We start from the raw sequence: 21,359 nt of genomic DNA on the forward strand, positions 1-21,359 counted from the left end.
AAAAAGAGCTTCCTTATTAGGAAGCTCTATCAGATTTCATTATTTAACGCCGTGCATCAATTTTTTAATAATAGGATTAAATACCATTACTAACAAACCTGCTGCTGCTGGAATAGCAGTAAACAAAAAGAAGAAGTGACTTAAGGAATATTCCTGCTGAATAGTCTCCACTTGTCCACCTAATACGGCGGCAACTTTTTGCGCAATCGCAATAGCTAAATACCAGATACCAAACATAAAAGCCAGCATACGGCCCGGTACAAGTTTCGAAACATAAGAAAGACCTACCGGAGAGATAAATAACTCACCCAAAGTGTGGAATAAATAAGTAAGAATTAGAAATATCATGGAGATTTTAACACCCTCACCAATTCCCCATGAGCCTAAACCAATGACCAAAAATCCAATCGCTACTAAAATTAAACCGTAACCATATTTCATCGCGGCTGAAGGATTATACTTAGACTCCCATAGTTTAGAAACCGTTGAAGCTAAAGCAATAATAAAAAAGGAATTTAATGTTGAGAACCAAGAAACAGTAATCTCCGAAGCTTCTTTAGAAAACTCATTTTTCAACATCCAGATTGCTGCACCCCAAATAAGTACAAAACAAATAATCAAAATGATATTAGATAAAGCAATTTTATTCCATGTCGCTTTTGCTAACTTGATTAATACCCAAGATATAAGTCCCAAAGGAACAATCGTTAATAACGCATTTACAATATTAAAAGTAGTCAAAGCAGCACCAGTTAAACTTCTATCGATATAATCCCGAGCAACTATAACCAATGAAGTAGCTCCCTGCTCAAAACTCATAAAGAAGAATATTAAAAAGAAGGCTAGAAATACCACAGCTATCATTCTATCCCTTACAACTTTATCATATCGTCCTATACGAGATGCAATTAAATAGATGAAAAGAACTAAAGCAATAAAGATCATCAGGTATTGACCTCTCAAGAATGGTAAGTCCAATGCACTAAACATATCTATAATACCATTTTTAGACAATGGATCATTAAAAGCATATAAAAATCCTATGATCGAGATAATAGCTATTAAGATGTAATCAAGGGAAGTAAAAGGATTTCTTTTGTCAGCATCTTCTAACAATTTATCTTCAGCACTTAAGTCTTTCGCTTTACCTAATATCCCTAGATTACCCATTAAAGGTTTAGCAAACACAAATTGTAATGTCCCTAAAAGCATAAAAATTCCGGCTAAACCAAATCCCCAGTGCCATCCTTGTGTTTCGGCAATATAACCACAAAGCATCATACCAAAAAATGCCCCCGCATTGACCCCCATATAAAAGATCGTATAGGCGCCATCTTTCTTTTCAGGTAGATCTTTATACATTTCACCTAATATAGATGGCATATTAGGCTTAAAGAAACCTGTACCGATCACTAAACATGCTAAACCAATAAAAAACATCATCTGTGTATCAAATGCCATTGAAGCATGACCGATTGTCATGATAATAGATCCAATAATTACAGCTTTACGTGATCCAATATATTTATCGGCTATAATACCACCCAAAATTGGAGTTAAATACAGCATCATCGCATATGTACCGTATAATGCTCCGGCTTGTTCTGCACTCCATGCCCAGCCTCCTTTTAGAACTGCAGCAGTCAAAAACTGGATCAACAATACCCGCATACCGTAGAACGAAAATCGTTCCCACATTTCGGTAAAGAATAGGACAAATAATCCCGATCGTTGTCCTAAAACATTTGATTTATAAAAATCAGAAGTCGTCCCTCCTGAAAATGAAGCCTTAGATGCTTGACTCATATCAATAATTTAAATCTATTTATGCGTATTAAAAAAATGTATTAACAGTCTACAAAGAAACAAAAAACAATCGCATTTTTTACTGAATAATTGTATTATCTCTATTATAAGGCATCATTTAAAAACAAAAAGAGACGTCTCTACCGAAACGCCTCTTCTAAATATTATATAATGAGCACAGATTAATTGATACCGTGCATCATTTTCTTTAACACTGGGTTTAGAATTAATAAAATTAAAGCTGTAGCTGCTGGAACAATGGCAAAAATCATAAAGAAGTATGACATAGAATGTTCAGCAGTAATTTTATCAATATATGATCCTAAGTAACCACCTATAAAGTTAGCGATTGCAGATGCACAGAACCAAAATCCAAACAATAGACCTAATAATTTCTTAGGAGATAACTTACTTACATAAGATAGACCAACTGGCGATAAGCATAATTCTCCTGTAGAGTGAAAGAAATAAGCAATAATCAACCAGATCATACTCACAGTTGCAGTCTTAGCTCCTTGAGGTATTTCACTTGCGCCGTAAGCTAAAGCGGCAAAACCGACACCTACCAAAGCAAGTCCTAAAGCAAATTTCACTGGACCTGATGGATTCCAGACCTTTTCCCAAAACTTACTGAATGAATTTGCTAATGAAATGATAAAAAAAGCATTTAAGATTTGGAACCATGAAGCAGCTACTTCTGTTTCTGTAGCGCCAAATTCTCTAAAAACTTTCCATAAACCTAAACACCAGATAACTGCAAATGAAATTCCTGTAAATATAATAGTTAATGGGTATTGCTTATAGATACGTTTTGCTAATGCAAACAAGACAACACTAACAATAACCATTGGTGCAATGGTTAAAATGGTATCTATCCATTTAAAAGTAGTAGCTGTGTTTCCCGAAAGAACACGTTGTGTATAATCTTTAGCAAAAATAGACATTGATCCTCCTGCCTGCTCAAATGCTAAGAAGAAAACGATACTTGCAATCATTAATACCGCAATCACAATCAAACGGTCCCTTACCACATTTGGAGGAATCACTTCATCAGGTTCTTCTTCGTGATTTTTTATCTTTTCATCATGAAAAGCTTTGGTAGCTTTTGGAGACTCACCAATGACACCAAAAATCTTCTGGGCAAAGTAGAATTGCAACATTCCAAAAAACATAAAAACACCAGCTAAACCAAATCCGTAGTGCCAGCCAACCTTCTCTCCAATATAACCACAAAGTAACATACCAAGAAAAGATCCCGCATTAATACCCATATAGAATATCGTGTATCCCGCATCTTTCTTAGCACTAGCATCTGGATAAAGATTTCCAACCATGGAGGAAATATTTGGTTTGAACATACCATTACCAAGAATCATTAAACCAAGACCAACGTAAAAGAAATTTTGGTTTATCCCTTCAAACGCCATAGATAAGTGGCCCATGGTCATAATCAATGCACCAATTAAAATTGCTTTTTTAAATCCAGTCAACTTATCAGCTATCATGCCACCAATTAATGGTGTCAAATAAACCAAACCAGTATAAAGTCCATAAAGCTTCATGGCTTCCTCATTACTCCATCCCCATCCTTCATCAGCAAGAGAACTGATTAAGAATAATGTCAGTAAAGCACGCATGCCATAATAACTAAAACGTTCCCACATTTCGGTAAAAAATAGGACAAATAATCCCGCAGGATGTCCAATTACCATCTTATCGTCCACACCTTGTTTTTTCAAATGGATAACAAGAGCTTCATCTCTTTCTTGATACATATAATATATTAATAGGGTTATCTAAGTTTAAAATTTTAGCAAATTAACAAAAAGTTATGGATTAATGAATACCGTGCATCATTTTCTTAATCCCCGAACTACACAAAACCAATATTAGGGCAAATATAAAAGAAACAACGGTAAACATACCAAAGAAATAAGACATAGAGTGCGTTGCCGTAATATCATCTATGTAAGAACCTATAAAACCTCCTATAAAATTGGCAATCGCATTTCCGCAATACCAGATACCAAATAGAAGACCAATGACTTTCTGAGGCGATAATTTACTTACATAAGAAAGACCAACTGGTGATAAACAGAGCTCTCCAACTGTCTGCAGAAAATAAGCCAATACCAACCAGATCATACTCACTGAAGCTGTTTTAGCCCCTTGGGGGATAGCTAAACTGCCATAGGCCAACGCTGCAAAACTTAAACCAACAATTGCTAAACCTAAAGCAAGCTTTATAGGCCCCGAAGGATTCCAAACTCTTTCCCAGATACGACTAAAAGAGGTCGCTAAAGTGATGATAAAAAACGAATTTAGCATTGGAAACCAAGAGACAGTAACTTCAGAACTCAACGAATTAAATTCCCTAAATAATTTCCAACCGCAAAGTACCCAGATAATTAAAAATGAAAGTGCCGAACATATAACAATAAGTGGATACTTGGACCAGATCTTTTTTGCTAATGCAAATAAAACGGCGGAAACGACAAGTATTGGAAATACCGTCAAAGCCGCATCGACCCATTTAAAAATAACGGCAGTATTTCCCTCGAGAACCCGTTGGGTGTAGTTCTTTGCAAAAATCGTCATCGATCCCCCAGCTTGCTCAAAAGCTAAATGAAAAATAATACTCGCAAACATAAAAATACCGATAACAATTAATCGGTCACGGGTTACATGTGCAGGTGTTTTTAACTCATTAGGATCATCTATTTCTTTTACCTGATCAACGTGTTGCAATTTGGGCGAATCACCTATAATTCCAAATATCTTTTGAGCAAAATAAAATTGCAACATACCCAAGAACATGAAAACACCTGCTAAGCCAAAACCAAAGTGCCAGCCAACTTTCTCTCCGATATAACCGCATAACATCATACCCAAAAATGCCCCACCGTTGATACCCATATAAAAAATAGTGTAGCCGGCATCTTTCTTACTACTAGAATCTGGATATAATTTTCCAACCATCGAAGCAATATTTGGTTTAAACATTCCATTACCTAAAATCATAAGTACTAATCCTAGAAAGAAAAAATTAGAATTTATTCCTTCCAACGCCATGGAAGCGTGACCTATGGTCATCGTTAAGGCACCAATTAAAATTGCATTTTTATATCCAAGCAAGCGATCAGCAATTACTCCTCCGATGAGCGGAGTTAAAAACACAAAACCAGTATAAAGACCATACAGCTTCATCGCTTCAGCATTCGTCCATCCCCATCCCCCACTTGAAATTTCACTAATTAAGAAAATTGTCAGCAAAGCGCGCATACCGTAATAACTGAAACGTTCCCACATTTCAGTAAAAAATAAAACAAATAAACCCGCTGGATGACCTTTTACTAAAATGTTTTCTAATTGCAGCTGATGCAAATGCGTGGCAAGAGCATCATCTTTTACCTGACTCATATTTTTGGTTTGTTTTAATATTTGTTTTTCTTTAAATAAGGAGTTGCAAAATACTAATTTAATTCAGTTGCCGTATAAACAATCGAATTTTTCATAAAACTGTTTTTGCCTTATCTTAAGCATTTAAAAGTCATACTTCAACATGCTAGCGACATGAGACAGATACTAAATGGTGTTAAAGTAATACAATGACACGCAGTTTCTTCACAGCTTAGAAAAATAATCATTCCCACAAATAAGCTTAATAGAGATTTAAATTCAACAAAAAACCCTTTATTTATGCAAATTCATAAATAAAGGGTTTCAGCTATCTAAAAGTTTTGTACGCTATTATACTTAACTATTAAATTGTTGGACGTAAACGCTCCAATAATTTTTTTGAAGCAAAAATACCTGCTTCTTCACTGATATTGCTTCCTTCGTATTCGATACCGATATAACCTTTAAATTTAGCATCTTTTACTATTTTAAGCATGCGTGCGTAATCAATTTGAGTTTCATTACCATTTGCATCAAAATCATGTGTTTTAGCACTCACTCCTTTGGCATACGGCATTAAATCCTGAACACCTTGATAGCGATCATATTCGTAAAAATTACCCAAATCAGGTAAACTTCCACAATTCTTTTTACCTACAGTTTTTAAAGTATCTGCTAACCAATCGCCATGTGATGAAATACCACCATGATTTTCAACGATAACACTTATTTTCGATTTTTTACCATAATCAGCCAAAGTAGATAAACTTTCTACTACAGCTTTTTTAACTTCTTCTGGAGTACCTTTACCAGCGGCATTTACACGTACTGCGTGACATCCCAAAAAGTTTGCCGCATCAATCCATTTATAATGATTCTCAACAGCTTGTTTACGTTTAGTAGCATCTTCATCACCTAAATTACCCTCGCCATCGATCATAATTAAAACGTTACGAACACCATTGTCTTTAGCGCGATTATTAAGATCTTTCAAATACGTCATATCTTGTGCTTTATCCTTAAAAAAAGCATTCACGTATTCAACTCCATAAATTCCGAATTTTTTTGCCGCTAATTCAGGAAAATCGATATTTTTAAGATCTCCCTTAAATAATGTTTTGTGCAATGACCACTCAGCTAATGAAATATCGAACCAGTTTTTAGGTGCTGCCAGCAAATCTAAGCTCGGCATTAAGGCTACTCCGGCAGCCGTTAAACCCAAATTTTTGAGAAAATCTCTTCTTGAATTCATAATTATAGTATTTAGTTTAAGTTCTTTATTTTTAAATATTACCCCAACCTGCTGTTAAAACATCAACCAGGTGAATAGTTTTTATTGGTAATCGATATTGATCGATATATGCTTGTAACTGAAGTAAGCATGAGGCATCTGTCGAAATAATGTAATCAGCATGCATATCCATGGCATTTTTTACTTTTTGCTCTGCCATAGCAGAAGAGATTCCTTCAAATTTTACTGAAAATGTTCCACCAAAACCACAGCAAACTTCACTATCCTTTACTTCCACCATTTCTAGACCAAGGACTTTACTTAATAAATGCCGCGGTTCATCTTTGATTTTACACTCTCGTAATGCTGAACATGCATCATGATAAACAGCAATCCCCTCTAACTCAGCACCAAAATAATCCTTCTTAACGACATTTACTAAAAAATCAGAAATTTCAAATATATTTTTCTGTATCGAACGACAGTGTGACTGCTCAATAGAGCCTGTGAATAAATCATTGTAACTATACTTCACCATTCCGGTACATGATGTAGATGGCGAAACTATATAATGATCTGCACTAAAATCTTTTAAAAATTTTTGCCCAACAACTGTTGCCTCATCCCAAAAACCGGCATTATAAGCAGGTTGACCACAACATGTTTGCTCTGCGTTATAAGTAACTTCACATCCTGCTTTCTCTAACAGTCGAATAGTATTAAAAGCCGTTTCCGGATACAACTGATCTATAAAGCAAGGAACAAAAAGTTCAACTTTCATATGTTAATATTCTAAAATTTAAATTTAGGATTTATTGAACCGCAACAGACGAGCGAGCAGTAACAATCCAATTACAAAAAATAAAGATAAGGATAATGCCGAATATCTAATATTATGTGTCATTTGTTCAATCAGCGCAAATGAAAACAAACCCACCACAATTGCTAATTTCTCTGTAACATCATAAAAAGAGAAAAAAGCCGTTGTATCCTGTATACCTTCAGGAATTAATTTAGAGAATGTCGATCTTGAAAGCGATTGAATTCCTCCCATTACCAGTCCAACCAAAGCTGCCAATATATAAAATTGAATTTCGGTTGTTAAAAAATAAGCAGAAATGCAGATACTGATCCAAATAACCACAACTAACATCAACACTCGAACATTTCCAATACGAGCTGAAATAGCCGACATAATAAATGCACCTGCAATTGCAACAAGTTGAATCAATAAAATAGTACCAATTAATTTAGTCGCGCCCAAATGCAATACCTTCTCTCCAAATGCCGATGCGACAATCATTAATGTCTGTACCCCTATACTGTAAAAGAAAAATGCGGGAAGAAATTTTTTGATCTCCTCTATTTGCTGAATATGCCCCCAAACTGAAGAAATTTCTGCTTTTACCTTGTTAATTAATGACAAACCCTCACCTTTTCGGGTAGCCGGAATGTTAGGAAGATATTTGAAAGGAATAAGAGAAAATCCCAACCACCAAATTCCAACCATTAAAAAGGAAACCCTTGCCGGTAAAGAAGGATCAGTAATACCAAACCAATCAGGTTTAAGTACAATAATAAAACATAAAATCTGTAAGGTAACACAGCCCACATAACCATAGGAAAAACCTTGTGCACTCACCTTATCTTGCTGTTCCACAGAAGCGATAAGAGGAAGATAAGAATTGTTAAATAGAACACCGCCTATATACCCCATCGCGGCAATCACAAAACAGATAATACCAACTTCCAAAGTTTCCAGCTTAAAGAAAAAGAGTCCCATACATGCGACTGCTCCAGCAGTAGTAAAAAACTTCATAATTTGTTTCTTCTTGCCATTTGCATCTGCGTACGAAGAAATAAAAGGTAAAGTCAATGCCATGACCAAATAAGCAAATGCTAAAGCAAAATTTGATAATGCCGTATTAACAAATTCAAACCCAAAGAACTTAACCACATCACCATGTTCTTTTGTATTGGTGATTGTTGTATAGTAAACAGGAAAAATCGTTGATGTAATAACCAGATTGTAGGCCGAATTAGCCCAATCAAACATGGCCCAAGAACGAATTAATTTTTTATTATCTTTTTTAATAACAGACATACTGAAGGTTTAGTCGATAAAAATAATAATTAAGCAGTATAAACTGAAATATTAATAATTCTGCCTGATATAAGTCATGATATTAACCATTTCCTTTCTAATAATCGCGCTTCTTTCATCAATAAAATTATTATTTAAAAAAGAAAAAGCAAGTTTTTTTCCAGATCGGGTTATTAAGTATCCACTTTGACAGTAAACTGATGTAATGGTTCCTGTTTTAGCAAACACAAATGGAACACCACGGTCAGTACTGTATGAACGTTTTAATGTACCATCAACGCCACCTGTAGAAAAAAGTTTAAATCGTTGAGATTCATCTGGAAGCTTATTTTTTATAGCCACTAAAACATCAATCATGTTTTGTGGCGTTATCTTATTATAAGAAGAGAGACCAGATCCATCATGTAATACAATTTCATCCGAGTAATATTTAAAATAATGCTCCTTCATCCAGTTGCGGACTAAATAAGTATCAAACATCTTAAATTTCTGTAGTGATATCATCATGAGAATTTGCTCAGCGAGGTAATTATCACTAGGTAACATCATTTCACGTAAAACATAACGGGTAGCATTAGAGTAAAGAGTTTTTACCTCAGTTGGTTTACTATATTCAATGATCTGAATAGATTTATTTAAAGTGTCAGATAATAATCTAATGGCTAAAGTATCCGAATATTTAAAAGGAATTTCGTTAACATAGTTGGAAGGTACCTTTTCCCGAGATTGTAAGAATTGATTTCCAACAAATGATCTACTTAGTGTAAACTTACCTTTATCTAAAGAATGATCAATCGTTAACTTATCTTGGAAGAAGTCTGGAACAAACTTCAGACCATTGTTCGAATTCTCTCTAAAAGTAACGACATTTCCATAAATTGGAAATGTTGCAATTTCGGGTTGATAATAAGAATCAAAATCATCCATTGTCCAACCTGCAGCAAAAAAACGATTCTGCATAGGAGTTGGAATAAAGAACAACTTTTTTTCTGTCTTCTTTAAAAAGTTGTAGACAATATGTGAATCCATTTTACTGTGTAAAAAAGTCGGATCACCTGTTCCCCAAAATAAGAGCGAATCACCTTTTTCAACATACTGTAACCCAGGAATTGAATCACCAAGCATTTCTAGAGCTGTATAAAGTGTAAAAACCTTAGTATTAGAAGCCGGTGTAAAATGCTTGTGACCATTAATATCAACAACATAACGATTACTGTCTAAATCGTATAAGGAAAATCCAAAAAAATGATCATTAAGTATTTGAGATTGCTGCAATTTAGCGTAAACATCACTAAACACCTGGGCATTAACATAATAAATATTAATAACTAAAATTAAAACAATAAATATTCTCTTAAAAAATTCCATCCCTGTAAAACTACGAAAATTGAGACATAATACGGATTTAACTTGTTTCCCTCATGGCCATAAATGAGCATGAGGGAAACAGCCAAACAATTATTATTTAACCAGTAAACATTTGCATTCAATATGAAAACAAGCAGAAAGCTATTACACTAAAAAACATTGCTTAATTAATGATCAGTTCCTTCAAACATTTCGTAGGAGTATTAATGAAAACTTACAGACAATCAATAAATATAAAGTAAAAGGTCCTTATATTTGTTCTTAATGAATGTAAGCAATTTATTAGAAAAAGCCTTAAAATTTGAGTTCTTAACCAAAGAAGAAGGCATATATTTATATCATAATGCAGCCACAGCTGATCTAAGCTATGTTGCAAATGAATTACGTAAAATACAAGTACCTCATGGAAAGGTAACTTGGCAAATCGATCGTAATGTAAATACCACAAATGTTTGTATTGCAAACTGCAAATTCTGTAATTTCTTTCGCAGACCTGGCCATGAAGATAGTTACATCACAGATCTTGAAACATACAAACAGAAGATTGAGGAAACCTTTATGTACGGAGGAGATCAATTATTGTTACAGGGGGGACATCACCCGGATCTTGGTTTAGAATTTTATGCGACTATTTTTAAACAATTAAAGGAGCTCTATCCAACATTGAAACTCCATGCTTTAGGTCCTCCAGAAATTGCCCATGTTGCTAAACTTGAGAATCTATCTCATATTGAAGTATTAAAAGCCCTAAAGGAATCCGGATTAGATTCACTACCAGGAGCAGGTGCAGAAATCTTAAATGATCGTGTGCGACGCCTTATATCAAAAGGGAAATGTGGCGGTAAAGAATGGTTAGATGTAATGCGTGCAGCACATCAAATTGATCTCCCAACCTCAGCAACAATGATGTTTGGTCATATCGAAACAATCGAAGAACGTTTCGAGCATCTTGTCTGGATTAGAGAAGTGCAAACTGAAAAGCCTGAAAACCACTTCGGTTTTGTAGCATTTATTCCTTGGCCATTTCAAGATGATGGTACTTTACTAAAAAGGCTCAGAGGCATTACAAATGACGTAACTGGGGAAGAATATATCCGTATGATTGCATTAAGCAGAATCATGCTTCCAAATATTAAAAACATTCAAGCTTCTTGGTTGACCGTTGGTAAACGAACAGCTCAATTATGCCTACATGCCGGTGCTAATGATTTTGGTTCCATCATGATCGAGGAAAATGTAGTATCCGCTGCTGGAGCTCCGCATAGATTTACAGCAAAATCTATTCAACAAGCGATCAAAGAAGCTGGATTTGAACCCCAACTGAGAACGCAGCGTTATGAGTTCCGCGAGCTTCCTGAACATATGGTAGAACAAGTCATCAATTACTAAAATCAGTGAAGGATATTATTCGTAACATAGAAGCAATTATATATGCTTCGGAAGACGGCATTACGCCGCAAGATATCAAACATGTATTGCAAGAAGCTTTAGCGATCGAAATTTCAAAAGATGAATTGCAAAATTTAATAGATAAGATCATCATTAAGCATCAAAGCGAAGATGAAGTGTTGGAATTAAAAGTGATTAATAACAGCTACCAATTTTTGACAAAATCAACTTACCATGAAACGATCAATCAATTACAGTTGCATCGGGACAAGAAAAAGTTAAGTCAGGCGGCATTGGAAACTTTAGCAATCATTGCATATAGACAACCTATTACAAAGCTAGAAATCGAACAGATAAGAGGGGTGAGCTGTGACTACTCCGTTCAACGACTTTTAGAAAAAAAACTAATTCAGATTGCTGGGAAGTCAGATTCAATCGGAAAACCTCTGCTGTACAGCACAAGTGCTCAATTTATGAACCACTTTGGCATTAATGGTGTAAGAGACCTACCACAACTTAAAGATATCGTTTCTGTAGACAATGAAATTGGTGAGGTCGTCGAATAACGACATTAGTAATTTTGCTCCACATTTACAAATCACCTAATAACACTAATAATCAATCTTTTAGATTGATTATTTTTTTTCAAAAAAAGTTTAAAGTTCGAATTTTGTTATATAATTTTACATTATTAAATAAGCAAAAAAAAATATAATTTTATGAACACGGCAATGATGAAAAGTGAATCTATGAATGTAGAAGATGATAAATTTGGTTCATTTAATGGACCTGATGATGATTCTGATGATATCTTAGAAGATGACTTTAATTTAGAAGACATTGACTCTATTGGAGAATTTGACGATTTCGGAGACGAAGACGAATTTTAATCCAAATCAATCACAAAGATCTATAGAAAACAACTTACGTTGTCAGTCAAAAAGTAAGAAGGCTTGCAGATTAATATCTGCAAGCCTTTATTTTATTCATTCCCAAAATTGAATAAAACCTATTTCTTATGCAATTGCTCGTAAAGATCAATAACTTTCTTTTGCAACTCGATAACTTCAGTTTCACGGGATTGCAATTTTTTAGTTAATTCTGCCAATTCATTGATAGCTTCTTTATCCTCTTCCATATCGGAAGTTGATAAAAGCTGAACTACTGACAAATTAAATAATTTCGAAATTTGATTTAAGCGAGAAAGGTTAACATCTGTAATTCCTGTTTCAATTTTTGAAAAAGCTGGAATTGAGATATCTAATCTCTTTGCAACATCCTCTTGGCTCCACCCTTTTTGGTGTCTCAGTAGTCTAATTTTTTTTCCTAGTGCATTCATTTGGTAGATTTTTTTATTTACAAAACAAATATAAAATAAAAAATCTTTTATTCAAAGTGTTAAGGCAATTTTATTAATAATTCTTAAAAAAATGATCCGCCAGCTCGGTCAAATTAACCCCACTGTAATTGCCGGAACTCATCAGCAATAAATTATTGCCTTTTGATTTAAAATTCTCAAGGAAATCGTAGAGATCACCTAAATTCGTCACAATGTCCAGGTCTGATCGATTGAACGCGTTTCGGATGTCTTCCAATAGATGTGTAGTACACTTATTTACCTCCTTAATTGATTCCATATTTATAAAAACAACCGGAAGATCCGCTTCATTCATCGTATCTTTATATTGACTGACAAATTTCTCATCCAAACTGTCATAAGCGTTTAATTCAATTATAGCAACCAACTTTTGACTTGGAAATTGCTCTTTAATAGCATGAATACTTGCTTTCAGTTTCTTAGGAGTATGAGCAAAATCCTGATAAACAACAGATCCCTCGAAACTTGCTACAAATTCCAGATAACGAATTGAACTCTTAAAAGTTTTTATGGCGTCAAAGAAATCCTCCTTCTTAATACCAAGCCACTCACAAACCGTATATGCCCCAGCAATGTTTGAAAGATTATGCTTCCCAAATACCTGCAAAGGAATATCACCTTTTACGGACTTAATATATGTGGTACCTTTATTAATAGCATATTCAGGAATCTGATATCCATGCCGATTAATTTTACAAGATTTAGTATCTGTTATAATCTTTTGCAGGTATTTATCTTCTTTGTTGTAAATCAGAGTTCCCTTAGACTCTATCGTATTAATAAAATCTTCAAACTGTTTTAAATAGTTATCGAAAGTTATTGTCGTGCTATATTCATTCCAATTTATACCGCTAATCAAGGCAATATTTGGTTTATAAAACATAAACTTTGACTTATTGCTCAAACTAGAAGCTACATTTTCATCACCCTCGATTAATATAATTTTGTTTGTTTTTGTAATTTCGATCAAATTATCAAAACCTTCAAGTTGCGCTCCAACTAAATAATCAAAAGGTCTTTCAAGAGTTTTTAAAACATGCATGATCATACTCATGATCGTAGTCTTACCATAACTACCTGCTATGATTACCCTCGTTTTATCTTGAGAAAGTTCTTGAATAAATTCGGGAAATGAATAAATCTTTAATCCTAACTCCTGTGCTTTTATAAGCTCAGGGTTATTTATAAGTGCATGAGCTCCTAAAATTACAGCATCAATATCATCGGTAATTTTTTCGTCAAACCACCCTAGTTGCTCAGGCAATAGACCTGCATCAATGAGATGACTACGGGAAGGTTCCACAATCTGATCATCAGACCCAGAGACCTGATGCCCCTGCCTTTCCAAAGAAATAGCAAGGTTATGCATGATACTTCCTCCTATCGCAATAAAATGTATGCGCATATTATTATTTTACTTTCACGAACTTAGCCGAGCACCAGTTGTCCATTACTTTATTGGAAACAAACTCAAAACCTATAGCTTCTGCACTCGTTCTCAAAATTGATAAATCTTCCCCATCAAAAAAACCACTAATATACAACTCTCCGTTTAATCGAAGAGACTTGCTATACTGCGGAAATTGTTCCAACAATATATTACGGTTTATATTAGCTAGAATGATGTCAAATTCCCGACCTATTATTGTTTCATATGAACCTAATTTTGATTCTATATTACTAACGTTATTCAGTAACTTATTTTCCTCAACACTAGCGATACAAACATCATCAAAATCTACAGCCAATACATGTCTTGCTTCTTTTTGTGATGCTAAAATAGCCAATATACCTGTACCACAACCCATATCCAAAACTTCTTTATCCTGAAAGTTATTTTCCAGGATATAACGAAGTATCATAGTTGTGGTCTGGTGATGCCCCGTACCAAACGACATCTTAGGATCTATTATTATTTCATAACGAATTTCCGGTTTAGCCGGATGAAAATTAGCTCTGACATAACAATCATTATCAATTAAAATCGGGCTAAAGTTACTTTCCCATAACTTATTCCAATTTTGATCTTGTAGATCTACTACCTCATAACGGACCTCGAAACCGTCTTCTTGTTGAAGAATAACTGTTTCCAATGCCTGAAGATCAAGGTTTGCAGTTGGAATAAAGGCTGCAAACCCTGTCTCAGTATCTTCAAAAGTATCAAAACCTATATCAGCTAGCTCGGCAATAAACAAATCCTGTTGCCACTCTTCCCCTACTATTCGCGTAAATATTACCTCACTATATTTCATAATAGATTTTTACTTATTAAAAACTTTAACGATATCTAAGAAGTCTCTTGATTTTAAAGAAGCTCCACCGATCAATCCACCATCAATATCAGCCTGTGCAAACAATTCACCTGCATTTTTAGGGTTACAGCTTCCTCCATATAAAATACTAGTCTCATCCGCAACAGATTGATCATAATGAGCCGCTACAGTAGCACGAATAAAAGCATGAACTTCTTGAGCTTGCTCTGGAGAAGCTGTTAAACCTGTACCGATAGCCCAAACTGGCTCATAAGCCAACACAACTTTCGCAAACTCCTCTTTGGATAGATGAAACACCCCTTCTGTCAATTGTGTTTTTATAATATCAAAAAACTTTCCAGACTCTCTTTCCTCTTTCGTTTCACCAATACAGAAAATTGGTAACAAACCATGCTTTAACGCAGCATCAACCTTCTCACTTAACAAGGCATTTGTTTCTCCAAAATAAGCTCTACGCTCAGAATGTCCCAATATAACATAATCAGCACCTACAGATTTAACTTGACTTGCAGAAATTTCTCCTGTATAAGCTCCAGATTCAGCCTGGTGGATATTTTGTGCACCTACAGCAACATGAGAAGCCGTCTTTGCCAATTGCGCAATACTATGTAAATGAATAAATGGGCTACAAACAACGACTTGTTGGTCACCAACAATTTCATCTTTAGCCATATTCACAACTTCAGAGAACAAGCTAACTCCATCCTGATAATCCAAATTCATTTTCCAGTTTCCTGCTACAATTTTCTTACGCATAATACTTTAGTTTTTAAATGTTGATTGATTAATTTCTATAATTCTTTCAATTAGTCTCTTGTCTAATCTTTTATTTTTTGATAAAAATACAACTTCTAAATCAGAAATAAACTTTTGAAGTTGATAAGCTTCCTTTATGTCCCCGTATAGCCAAGTAAATGACGGAACAAATTTAGGATAAAAATCCGTCAATGCTAACATACATCCTGTACCAATAACAGTTCCGGTATTAAAAGCTGACTGTATTCCAGATCGACTGAAGTCTCCCATATATAAACCACACTTCATCAATCCTGTATCACGCAATCCTTTCGATAAATAATCATAAAGTTCAACAGGAGATAAATTATTCTTCAAGTTTGAATTTGTTGTGCCCGCACCAAGGTTACACCAATCACCAATTACCGAACAACCCAAATATCCGTAATGCCCTTTTGCACTAAAATCACCGATACTTGAGTTCGTGATCTCCCCTCCTACTACTGCGCATTCACCAATTGAAACATTTCCGTAAATCGTTGTCCCCATCTTAACAACAGCATGCTTTCCAATATACAGTGGTCCTCTTAAATTAGCCCCTTCCATAACGACAGCACCCTCTTCTATATAAATTGGACCTGTCTTTGTATTCAGGGTCACACATTCCATCTCAACGAAATTACCGATATACAATTGATCACCAATCACCGTATTGCTCTCAGAATAAAGTGCACCTGAAAAATGTTTTGTCAAGACCTCAAAATCATGTATAATCTCCGGACCAACATGTAAATACAGATCTTCTATAAATCGGACACGAATGAGGGTCTCATCAAAAGGTTTATGGGCCACCCTCACTTTAGAAGGCTCGTCAAAATCAGCCCTTAATGCAAGTAGATCATTACCAGATTTAAGATACTGGCCCTTCGACAACAAAATTAATTTTTCAAGAAAGGATTCATTGGGAATAACATTTACAGATACAAAGTAGAGTTCCTGTGCTTCATGAGATGATAATGCAATCTGTTCATCGATAGATAAAGAATTGTCTAAGCAATCATATAAAACAACAGCATCTAAAGCATGTTTCCACTTTTCAAACAAGGGAAGTATTCCAATACGTAATAAAGCGGTAGGTTTAACTTCTGTAAAGGGCCACAAAGAATCAGAGTTAAATAGATCCCCTAATCCATTAAAACATTGTAAGTACCTTGACTCTGTTGACTGATCAAATAAGATAACTATCACCCTATAAAAATAACAAAAAAAACTCGATAATGGATATTATCGAGTTTTAATATTGTGCTACCCTTAGGATAACAAAAATTACTTTTTGTTATAACGGCTACGGAATTTATCAATACGACCAGCCGTATCAACCAATTTCATTTTACCAGTATAGAAAGGGTGAGAAGTATGAGAAATCTCCAATTTCACAACTGGATATTCATTACCATCTTCCCAAGTGATTGTCTCTTTTGTATCAACACATGATTTTGTGATGAAAGAATAGTCATTTGACATATCTTTAAACACAACTAATCTGTAATTTGAAGGATGCAAATCTTTTTTCATTTTTATCTTATGATTACGTATATTCAATAATTGAGGTGCAAAGATAATTTATTAAAACCTTATTTGCAAGAATATTCCGTAACAAATATTCCAAATAAGGTATTTATTTTTTACCCTTTACTCCTACTGCAAATATAGTCAATTTTAGCATAAAAAAAGATAATATTTATTCCTTATTTAAGGAATATTGTTTAATTTAAACATAAATTAGAAACTACTTAATTTAACAAGACCACATTATGAGCAAATTAGATGAAAAAATCTCAGCATATATTGCAGAGGCAAAAAAATTAAAACTATCCTTAGAAGACTCTCTTATCGAATCTGTTACAAAAGGGTTAGGCCCTTCTATTTACAAAGCAGATGCTGAAACAATCGCATCTTCTGATCCTGAAGAAATTAAAAGATTAAAAAACAATTTTTTAATCAAAAAATTAGGCCTTACAGATGATGCAAAATTAGATGCGGCTATTGAAGAAGTTTTTACTCAAATTGGCAAATCAAACCGCAACAAATACCGTGCATTAGTGTATGCACTGCTTGTTAAGAAATTCAAGAAAGAAAGTTTATACAAATAATTTGAATAAGAGTCATCCAACTCTTATTCAAAAATCAATTCACCAAAGAATTCAGGTAAATGAAAATTAGGAGTTGGATGATCTATTTTATTCCAAGATAAAAAGTGAGGTCGAGGTAAATGATCTCCACATTTATAAAAATTAGCAAAAATCTTATTTTCCTTTAAAAAGGAATTTGTAATTTGATTATGTGTAAAAGTTGTAAATGGAATGTATTGAATCAAGCTCCATTTAGAGTCCGTTTGAGTACGTTCAATAGTACTAAATACATCAACTTGATCAATTTGCTCTTCTGTTAATCGCGAGCGCTCAGTCTTTACATTAGTACCATACCCAATCAACCCTGCTCCAATAGGATTAAACTCAAAATTGTAATAGTGCTCTTTGTTATCAAATGAAATGAAGAATTCAACACAGCTATCTTCCCAGATATTATCATTGTGTACATGATATTGTGCCTTGATAACTTCTTCCTCGATCTCATACTGAATAATTATCGCTTTTTGATCATACGCTACCCTAAATTTAGCTAGAGGAATATATGGGTAATCTTCATTCCAGTTCGCGACATTTATATGATTCCAAGATGTAGAACGTAATAATTCATTTAAAGATTGATACCCCTTTAAATCACTATTTTCCAGATTAATTGATGATATAATGATTGAATTTGTCATATACAATAATACTAAATTAAAGCAAAAAGAGAGCATTGAAATATCAATGCTCTCTACTATTTGATTACTAATCTTGCAAAACTGAACTAATGGCAGTTTTTAACTCCTCTTCTTGTCTTTCCATCTCTTCAACCAATTTCAATTGCGTTTTGGTTCTAACGAGATTATGATCATCATACTTTGTTTTAAAATAATGATCTCCTTCAAGATAATCTGTCAAAAATCGTACACCTTGCATATATGGCAGTAAAAATACGCCTTCTAACAAAGAGTGCACCTCAATATCAGTTAAAAACTCTTTAGCTTCATTTAAGTAACCTTCTGCGTATGCTGCATAAAGAGGAATATTTAAAACAATCTTAGACAAGTCTTTCTCATCTTCCTCCACTGGATTAATAATCGTACGAATTGCATCTCCAAAATCATATGCTACATATCCAGGCATGACCGTATCTAAATCAATCACACACTGCGCCTGATCATTTTGATCTAATAATACATTATTAAATTTTGTATCATTATGAGTAATACGTAAAGGAAGATCTCCTTTAGAAGCTAGATCAAGAATTGTTCGCATACGCTCCTCTCTAGAGAAGATAAATTCTAAAATATCTTTTACGCCCTCAACACGTCCTTGTGAATCAGCCGCAATTGCCTTCCTTAAATTATCCAACCTAAACTGGATGTTATGGAAATTTGGCAATACTTCAACAATTTGAGTAGCATCTAAATCTGCCAACTGTAATTGAAATTGACCAAAAGCTTTCCCTCCCTCTGAAGCTTGCGTTGTGGTCTCCACAACATCGTAGCTTTTGGTACCATCAATAAGAATAAACATCCGCCAATAATCTCCATCTTCATCAAGATGATATAAATCATTTGATTTAGTCGGAATTATAGTGAGTACCCTCGACTCTTGAATTTCAATTGGTAAATGCGCAATTTTAGTTTTTAAATGATCGGTGACATGTTTAATGTTTAACATGAGACCATCAACATTTTGAAAAATATGATGATTTATCCTTTGTAATAAAAAGGTTTTACCAATGGTATTTCTTGTTGTTACACGATATGTATCGTTGATATGTCCTGAACCAAAAGCTTCCACACTTATGATATCTTCACTTAAAGAAAACGCTGCTGCTGCTTTCAGACCATTCATTTGATTCGAATTTGACATTAAAAATTATACTAACTATAAATAATTAAGTTTTTAACTGGACTGCAATATCCCAAATAGTTGTGAAAAGTGCTAATAAAATATCAACACAAACGTTTGTTCTTTTTTTTCATTTTAGACAAACGTTTGCACATTAAGTTTGTATTTCCAATTTTATATATTTGTTTGATAGCGAATTAAGTTATATCACACTAAACTCACAATATAACTTAAAAGGGATATTTAATATCCTGATTATAAAAGAACAAAAATTATGGACAGAAGAAATTTCATAAAATCTACAGCACTTACAACTGCTGGACTGGGTATCCTTTCTAGTACAGATTTATTTGCAAAAGATGGTAAAGTTAGGTTAGCATTTATTGGAGTAGGACTTAGAGGCCGTAACCATGTTGCTATCGCATTAAACCGCGACGATGTTGAAGTTGTTGCAATTTGTGATACACAAGAAGAATCTTTATCACAATGTCGTAAGCAATTTGATAAAAAAGGAATTAAACTTCCGAAAGAATACACTGGCGGTATCGATGCTTACAAGAAAATGTTAAGTAAAGAAAAGTTAGATGCTGTAATTATTGCAACTCCTTGGGAATTCCACAAAGATCAAGCAATTGACTCCATGAAGGCAGGCCTATATGTAGGTTGCGAAGTTATTGCAGGACTAACAGTACAGGATCACTGGGATGTAGTAAAAGCATCTGAACAAACAGGGAAACCTTACATGACTTTAGAAAATGTGGCATATCGTCGTGATGTATTAGCTGTTCTTAACATGCACCGCCAAGGATTATTTGGAGAATTACTTCATTTAGAAGGTGGTTACCAACATGATTTACGTGAAGTTCTTTTTAATGATGGAAAAAGCTACTACGGTAAAGGTGTAGAATTTGGCCCTAAAGCAATTTCTGAGGCACAATGGCGCACAAAATATAACGTAGAACAAGATGGTGATTTATATCCGACGCACGGTTTAGGTCCAATTCTTCCTTTCGTCAATATTAATGCTGGAAATCGTTTTACACACCTTACGTCTTATTCGAGTAAAGCTAGAGGCTTGGCTGCATATGTTGAAAAACAATCTCCAGGTCATCCAAATGCAAAATTGAATTATAAAAATGGTGATATCACTCAAACAATGATTCAATGTCAAAATGGAGAGACGATCATGTTAACACATGATACACACTTGCCAAGACCATACTCAATCGGTTTCCGTGTTCAAGGTACAGAGGGAATCTGGATGGACGTTGCACAAGGTATCCATATTGAAGGGAAATCAAAACCTCATACTTGGGACCCTGCAAAGGAATGGGTAGATAAATACGATCACCCAATTTGGAAAAAGTATGAAACATTAGCAACAGGCTCAGGTCACGGTGGAATGGACTGGTTTGTCTTCAACTCTTTTATCCAAGCTACCAAACAAGGAAAACAAACTCCTTTCGATGTTTACGACTCTGTTACAATGAGTGCAGTATTCCCATTATCAACAGAATCAATTAAACAAGGTAATAAAACTGTTGAATTTCCTGATTTTACTTCCGGAAAATGGAAAACGAAGAAAAACACATTCATGCTAGATGATAGCGGATTATAAAATAACGAAAAAAGGCTTCTAAGTAGAAGCCTTTTTTCGTTATAGACGAAGGCTAATGCCCTGAAAAAA

The 21,359-nt window shown here is 34.3% G+C and carries 20 protein-coding genes; 5 read left to right on the top strand and 15 right to left on the bottom strand.

Annotated features, from left to right (window positions below; translation table 11 throughout):
- Positions 1–39: 39 nt before the first annotated feature.
- From ACFS6I_RS16580 to ACFS6I_RS16610, 7 genes are all read right to left on the bottom strand, one after another.
- Positions 40–1,806, bottom strand: coding sequence for a peptide MFS transporter (locus ACFS6I_RS16580; RefSeq protein ID WP_021189744.1), 1,767 nt, complete (start codon positions 1,804–1,806; stop codon positions 40–42).
- A gap of 182 nt (positions 1,807–1,988) precedes the next feature.
- Entirely contained in the window at positions 1,989–3,581 is a 1,593-nt protein-coding gene (locus ACFS6I_RS16585) for a peptide MFS transporter (protein ID WP_380922244.1), read from the bottom strand.
- A 61-nt stretch (positions 3,582–3,642) separates the two neighbouring features.
- The gene (locus ACFS6I_RS16590; RefSeq protein WP_380922246.1) at positions 3,643–5,226 is read right to left on the bottom strand and encodes a peptide MFS transporter; all 1,584 of its coding nucleotides are present in this window, start codon (positions 5,224–5,226) and stop codon (positions 3,643–3,645) included.
- A 343-nt stretch (positions 5,227–5,569) separates the two neighbouring features.
- The gene (locus tag ACFS6I_RS16595; protein ID WP_132772003.1) at positions 5,570–6,457 is read right to left on the bottom strand and encodes a sugar phosphate isomerase/epimerase family protein; all 888 of its coding nucleotides are present in this window, start codon (positions 6,455–6,457) and stop codon (positions 5,570–5,572) included.
- A gap of 31 nt (positions 6,458–6,488) precedes the next feature.
- Positions 6,489–7,217, bottom strand: coding sequence for a (Fe-S)-binding protein (locus ACFS6I_RS16600; RefSeq protein ID WP_380922248.1), 729 nt, complete (start codon positions 7,215–7,217; stop codon positions 6,489–6,491).
- Positions 7,218–7,241: 24 nt separating this feature from the next.
- Positions 7,242–8,540, bottom strand: coding sequence for an MFS transporter (locus ACFS6I_RS16605; RefSeq protein WP_183915581.1), 1,299 nt, complete (start codon positions 8,538–8,540; stop codon positions 7,242–7,244).
- 51 nt (positions 8,541–8,591) lie between these two features.
- Complete coding sequence (locus ACFS6I_RS16610) at positions 8,592–9,908, bottom strand: D-alanyl-D-alanine carboxypeptidase (RefSeq protein ID WP_380922250.1); 1,317 nt, start codon at positions 9,906–9,908, stop codon at positions 8,592–8,594.
- Between the two features lie 264 nt (positions 9,909–10,172).
- Between ACFS6I_RS16610 and ACFS6I_RS16615 the strand changes: the two genes are divergently transcribed.
- The 3 genes from ACFS6I_RS16615 to ACFS6I_RS16625 all read left to right on the top strand — a co-directional run bounded on the left by ACFS6I_RS16615 (position 10,173) and on the right by ACFS6I_RS16625 (position 12,187).
- On the top strand, positions 10,173–11,297 hold the full coding sequence (locus ACFS6I_RS16615) for a CofH family radical SAM protein (RefSeq protein ID WP_132772007.1): 1,125 nt from the start codon (positions 10,173–10,175) through the stop codon (positions 11,295–11,297).
- A 5-nt stretch (positions 11,298–11,302) separates the two neighbouring features.
- Entirely contained in the window at positions 11,303–11,863 is a 561-nt protein-coding gene (gene scpB / locus ACFS6I_RS16620; RefSeq protein ID WP_183915585.1) for an SMC-Scp complex subunit ScpB, read from the top strand.
- A gap of 153 nt (positions 11,864–12,016) precedes the next feature.
- Positions 12,017–12,187, top strand: a complete 171-nt coding sequence (locus tag ACFS6I_RS16625) for a hypothetical protein (RefSeq protein WP_165902458.1) — start codon at positions 12,017–12,019, stop codon at positions 12,185–12,187.
- A 119-nt stretch (positions 12,188–12,306) separates the two neighbouring features.
- On the opposite strand, the gene ACFS6I_RS16630 is transcribed toward ACFS6I_RS16625, so the two are convergent.
- The 6 genes from ACFS6I_RS16630 to ACFS6I_RS16655 form a co-directional block, all read right to left on the bottom strand.
- Positions 12,307–12,636, bottom strand: a complete 330-nt coding sequence (locus ACFS6I_RS16630) for a helix-turn-helix domain-containing protein (protein ID WP_021189733.1) — start codon at positions 12,634–12,636, stop codon at positions 12,307–12,309.
- A 73-nt stretch (positions 12,637–12,709) separates the two neighbouring features.
- Positions 12,710–14,080: a Mur ligase family protein gene (locus tag ACFS6I_RS16635; protein WP_380922254.1), complete on the bottom strand. Its 1,371-nt coding sequence runs from the start codon at positions 14,078–14,080 to the stop codon at positions 12,710–12,712.
- A 4-nt stretch (positions 14,081–14,084) separates the two neighbouring features.
- The gene (gene prmA / locus ACFS6I_RS16640) at positions 14,085–14,927 is read right to left on the bottom strand and encodes a 50S ribosomal protein L11 methyltransferase (protein WP_380922256.1); all 843 of its coding nucleotides are present in this window, start codon (positions 14,925–14,927) and stop codon (positions 14,085–14,087) included.
- A 9-nt stretch (positions 14,928–14,936) separates the two neighbouring features.
- The gene (gene tpiA, locus ACFS6I_RS16645) at positions 14,937–15,704 is read right to left on the bottom strand and encodes a triose-phosphate isomerase (protein ID WP_380922258.1); all 768 of its coding nucleotides are present in this window, start codon (positions 15,702–15,704) and stop codon (positions 14,937–14,939) included.
- 6 nt (positions 15,705–15,710) lie between these two features.
- Entirely contained in the window at positions 15,711–16,844 is a 1,134-nt protein-coding gene (locus ACFS6I_RS16650; protein WP_380922260.1) for a putative sugar nucleotidyl transferase, read from the bottom strand.
- A gap of 165 nt (positions 16,845–17,009) precedes the next feature.
- Complete coding sequence (locus ACFS6I_RS16655; protein ID WP_021189727.1) at positions 17,010–17,258, bottom strand: type B 50S ribosomal protein L31; 249 nt, start codon at positions 17,256–17,258, stop codon at positions 17,010–17,012.
- A gap of 239 nt (positions 17,259–17,497) precedes the next feature.
- Here ACFS6I_RS16655 and ACFS6I_RS16660 point away from each other — a divergent pair, with 239 nt between their 5' ends.
- A complete protein-coding gene (locus ACFS6I_RS16660) occupies positions 17,498–17,836 on the top strand; it encodes a DUF2853 family protein (RefSeq protein ID WP_021189726.1) in 339 nt (112 codons plus the stop codon).
- 23 nt (positions 17,837–17,859) lie between these two features.
- On the opposite strand, the gene ACFS6I_RS16665 is transcribed toward ACFS6I_RS16660, so the two are convergent.
- Both ACFS6I_RS16665 and ACFS6I_RS16670 read right to left on the bottom strand, forming a co-directional pair.
- Positions 17,860–18,513, bottom strand: a complete 654-nt coding sequence (locus tag ACFS6I_RS16665) for a carbohydrate-binding family 9-like protein (protein ID WP_380922263.1) — start codon at positions 18,511–18,513, stop codon at positions 17,860–17,862.
- Between the two features lie 67 nt (positions 18,514–18,580).
- Positions 18,581–19,693 carry a phosphotransferase enzyme family protein gene (locus tag ACFS6I_RS16670; RefSeq protein ID WP_380922265.1) on the bottom strand — a complete coding sequence of 371 codons (1,113 nt, stop codon included), beginning with the start codon at positions 19,691–19,693 and terminating at the stop codon, positions 18,581–18,583.
- 253 nt (positions 19,694–19,946) lie between these two features.
- On the opposite strand from ACFS6I_RS16670, the gene ACFS6I_RS16675 reads away from it, so the two are divergent.
- On the top strand, positions 19,947–21,290 hold the full coding sequence (locus ACFS6I_RS16675) for a Gfo/Idh/MocA family protein (RefSeq protein WP_132772014.1): 1,344 nt from the start codon (positions 19,947–19,949) through the stop codon (positions 21,288–21,290).
- The last annotated feature ends 69 nt before the right edge of the window (positions 21,291–21,359 follow it).

The organism is Sphingobacterium anhuiense (genome assembly GCF_042686355.1).
Taxonomy (GTDB): Bacteria; Bacteroidota; Bacteroidia; order Sphingobacteriales; family Sphingobacteriaceae; genus Sphingobacterium; species Sphingobacterium anhuiense.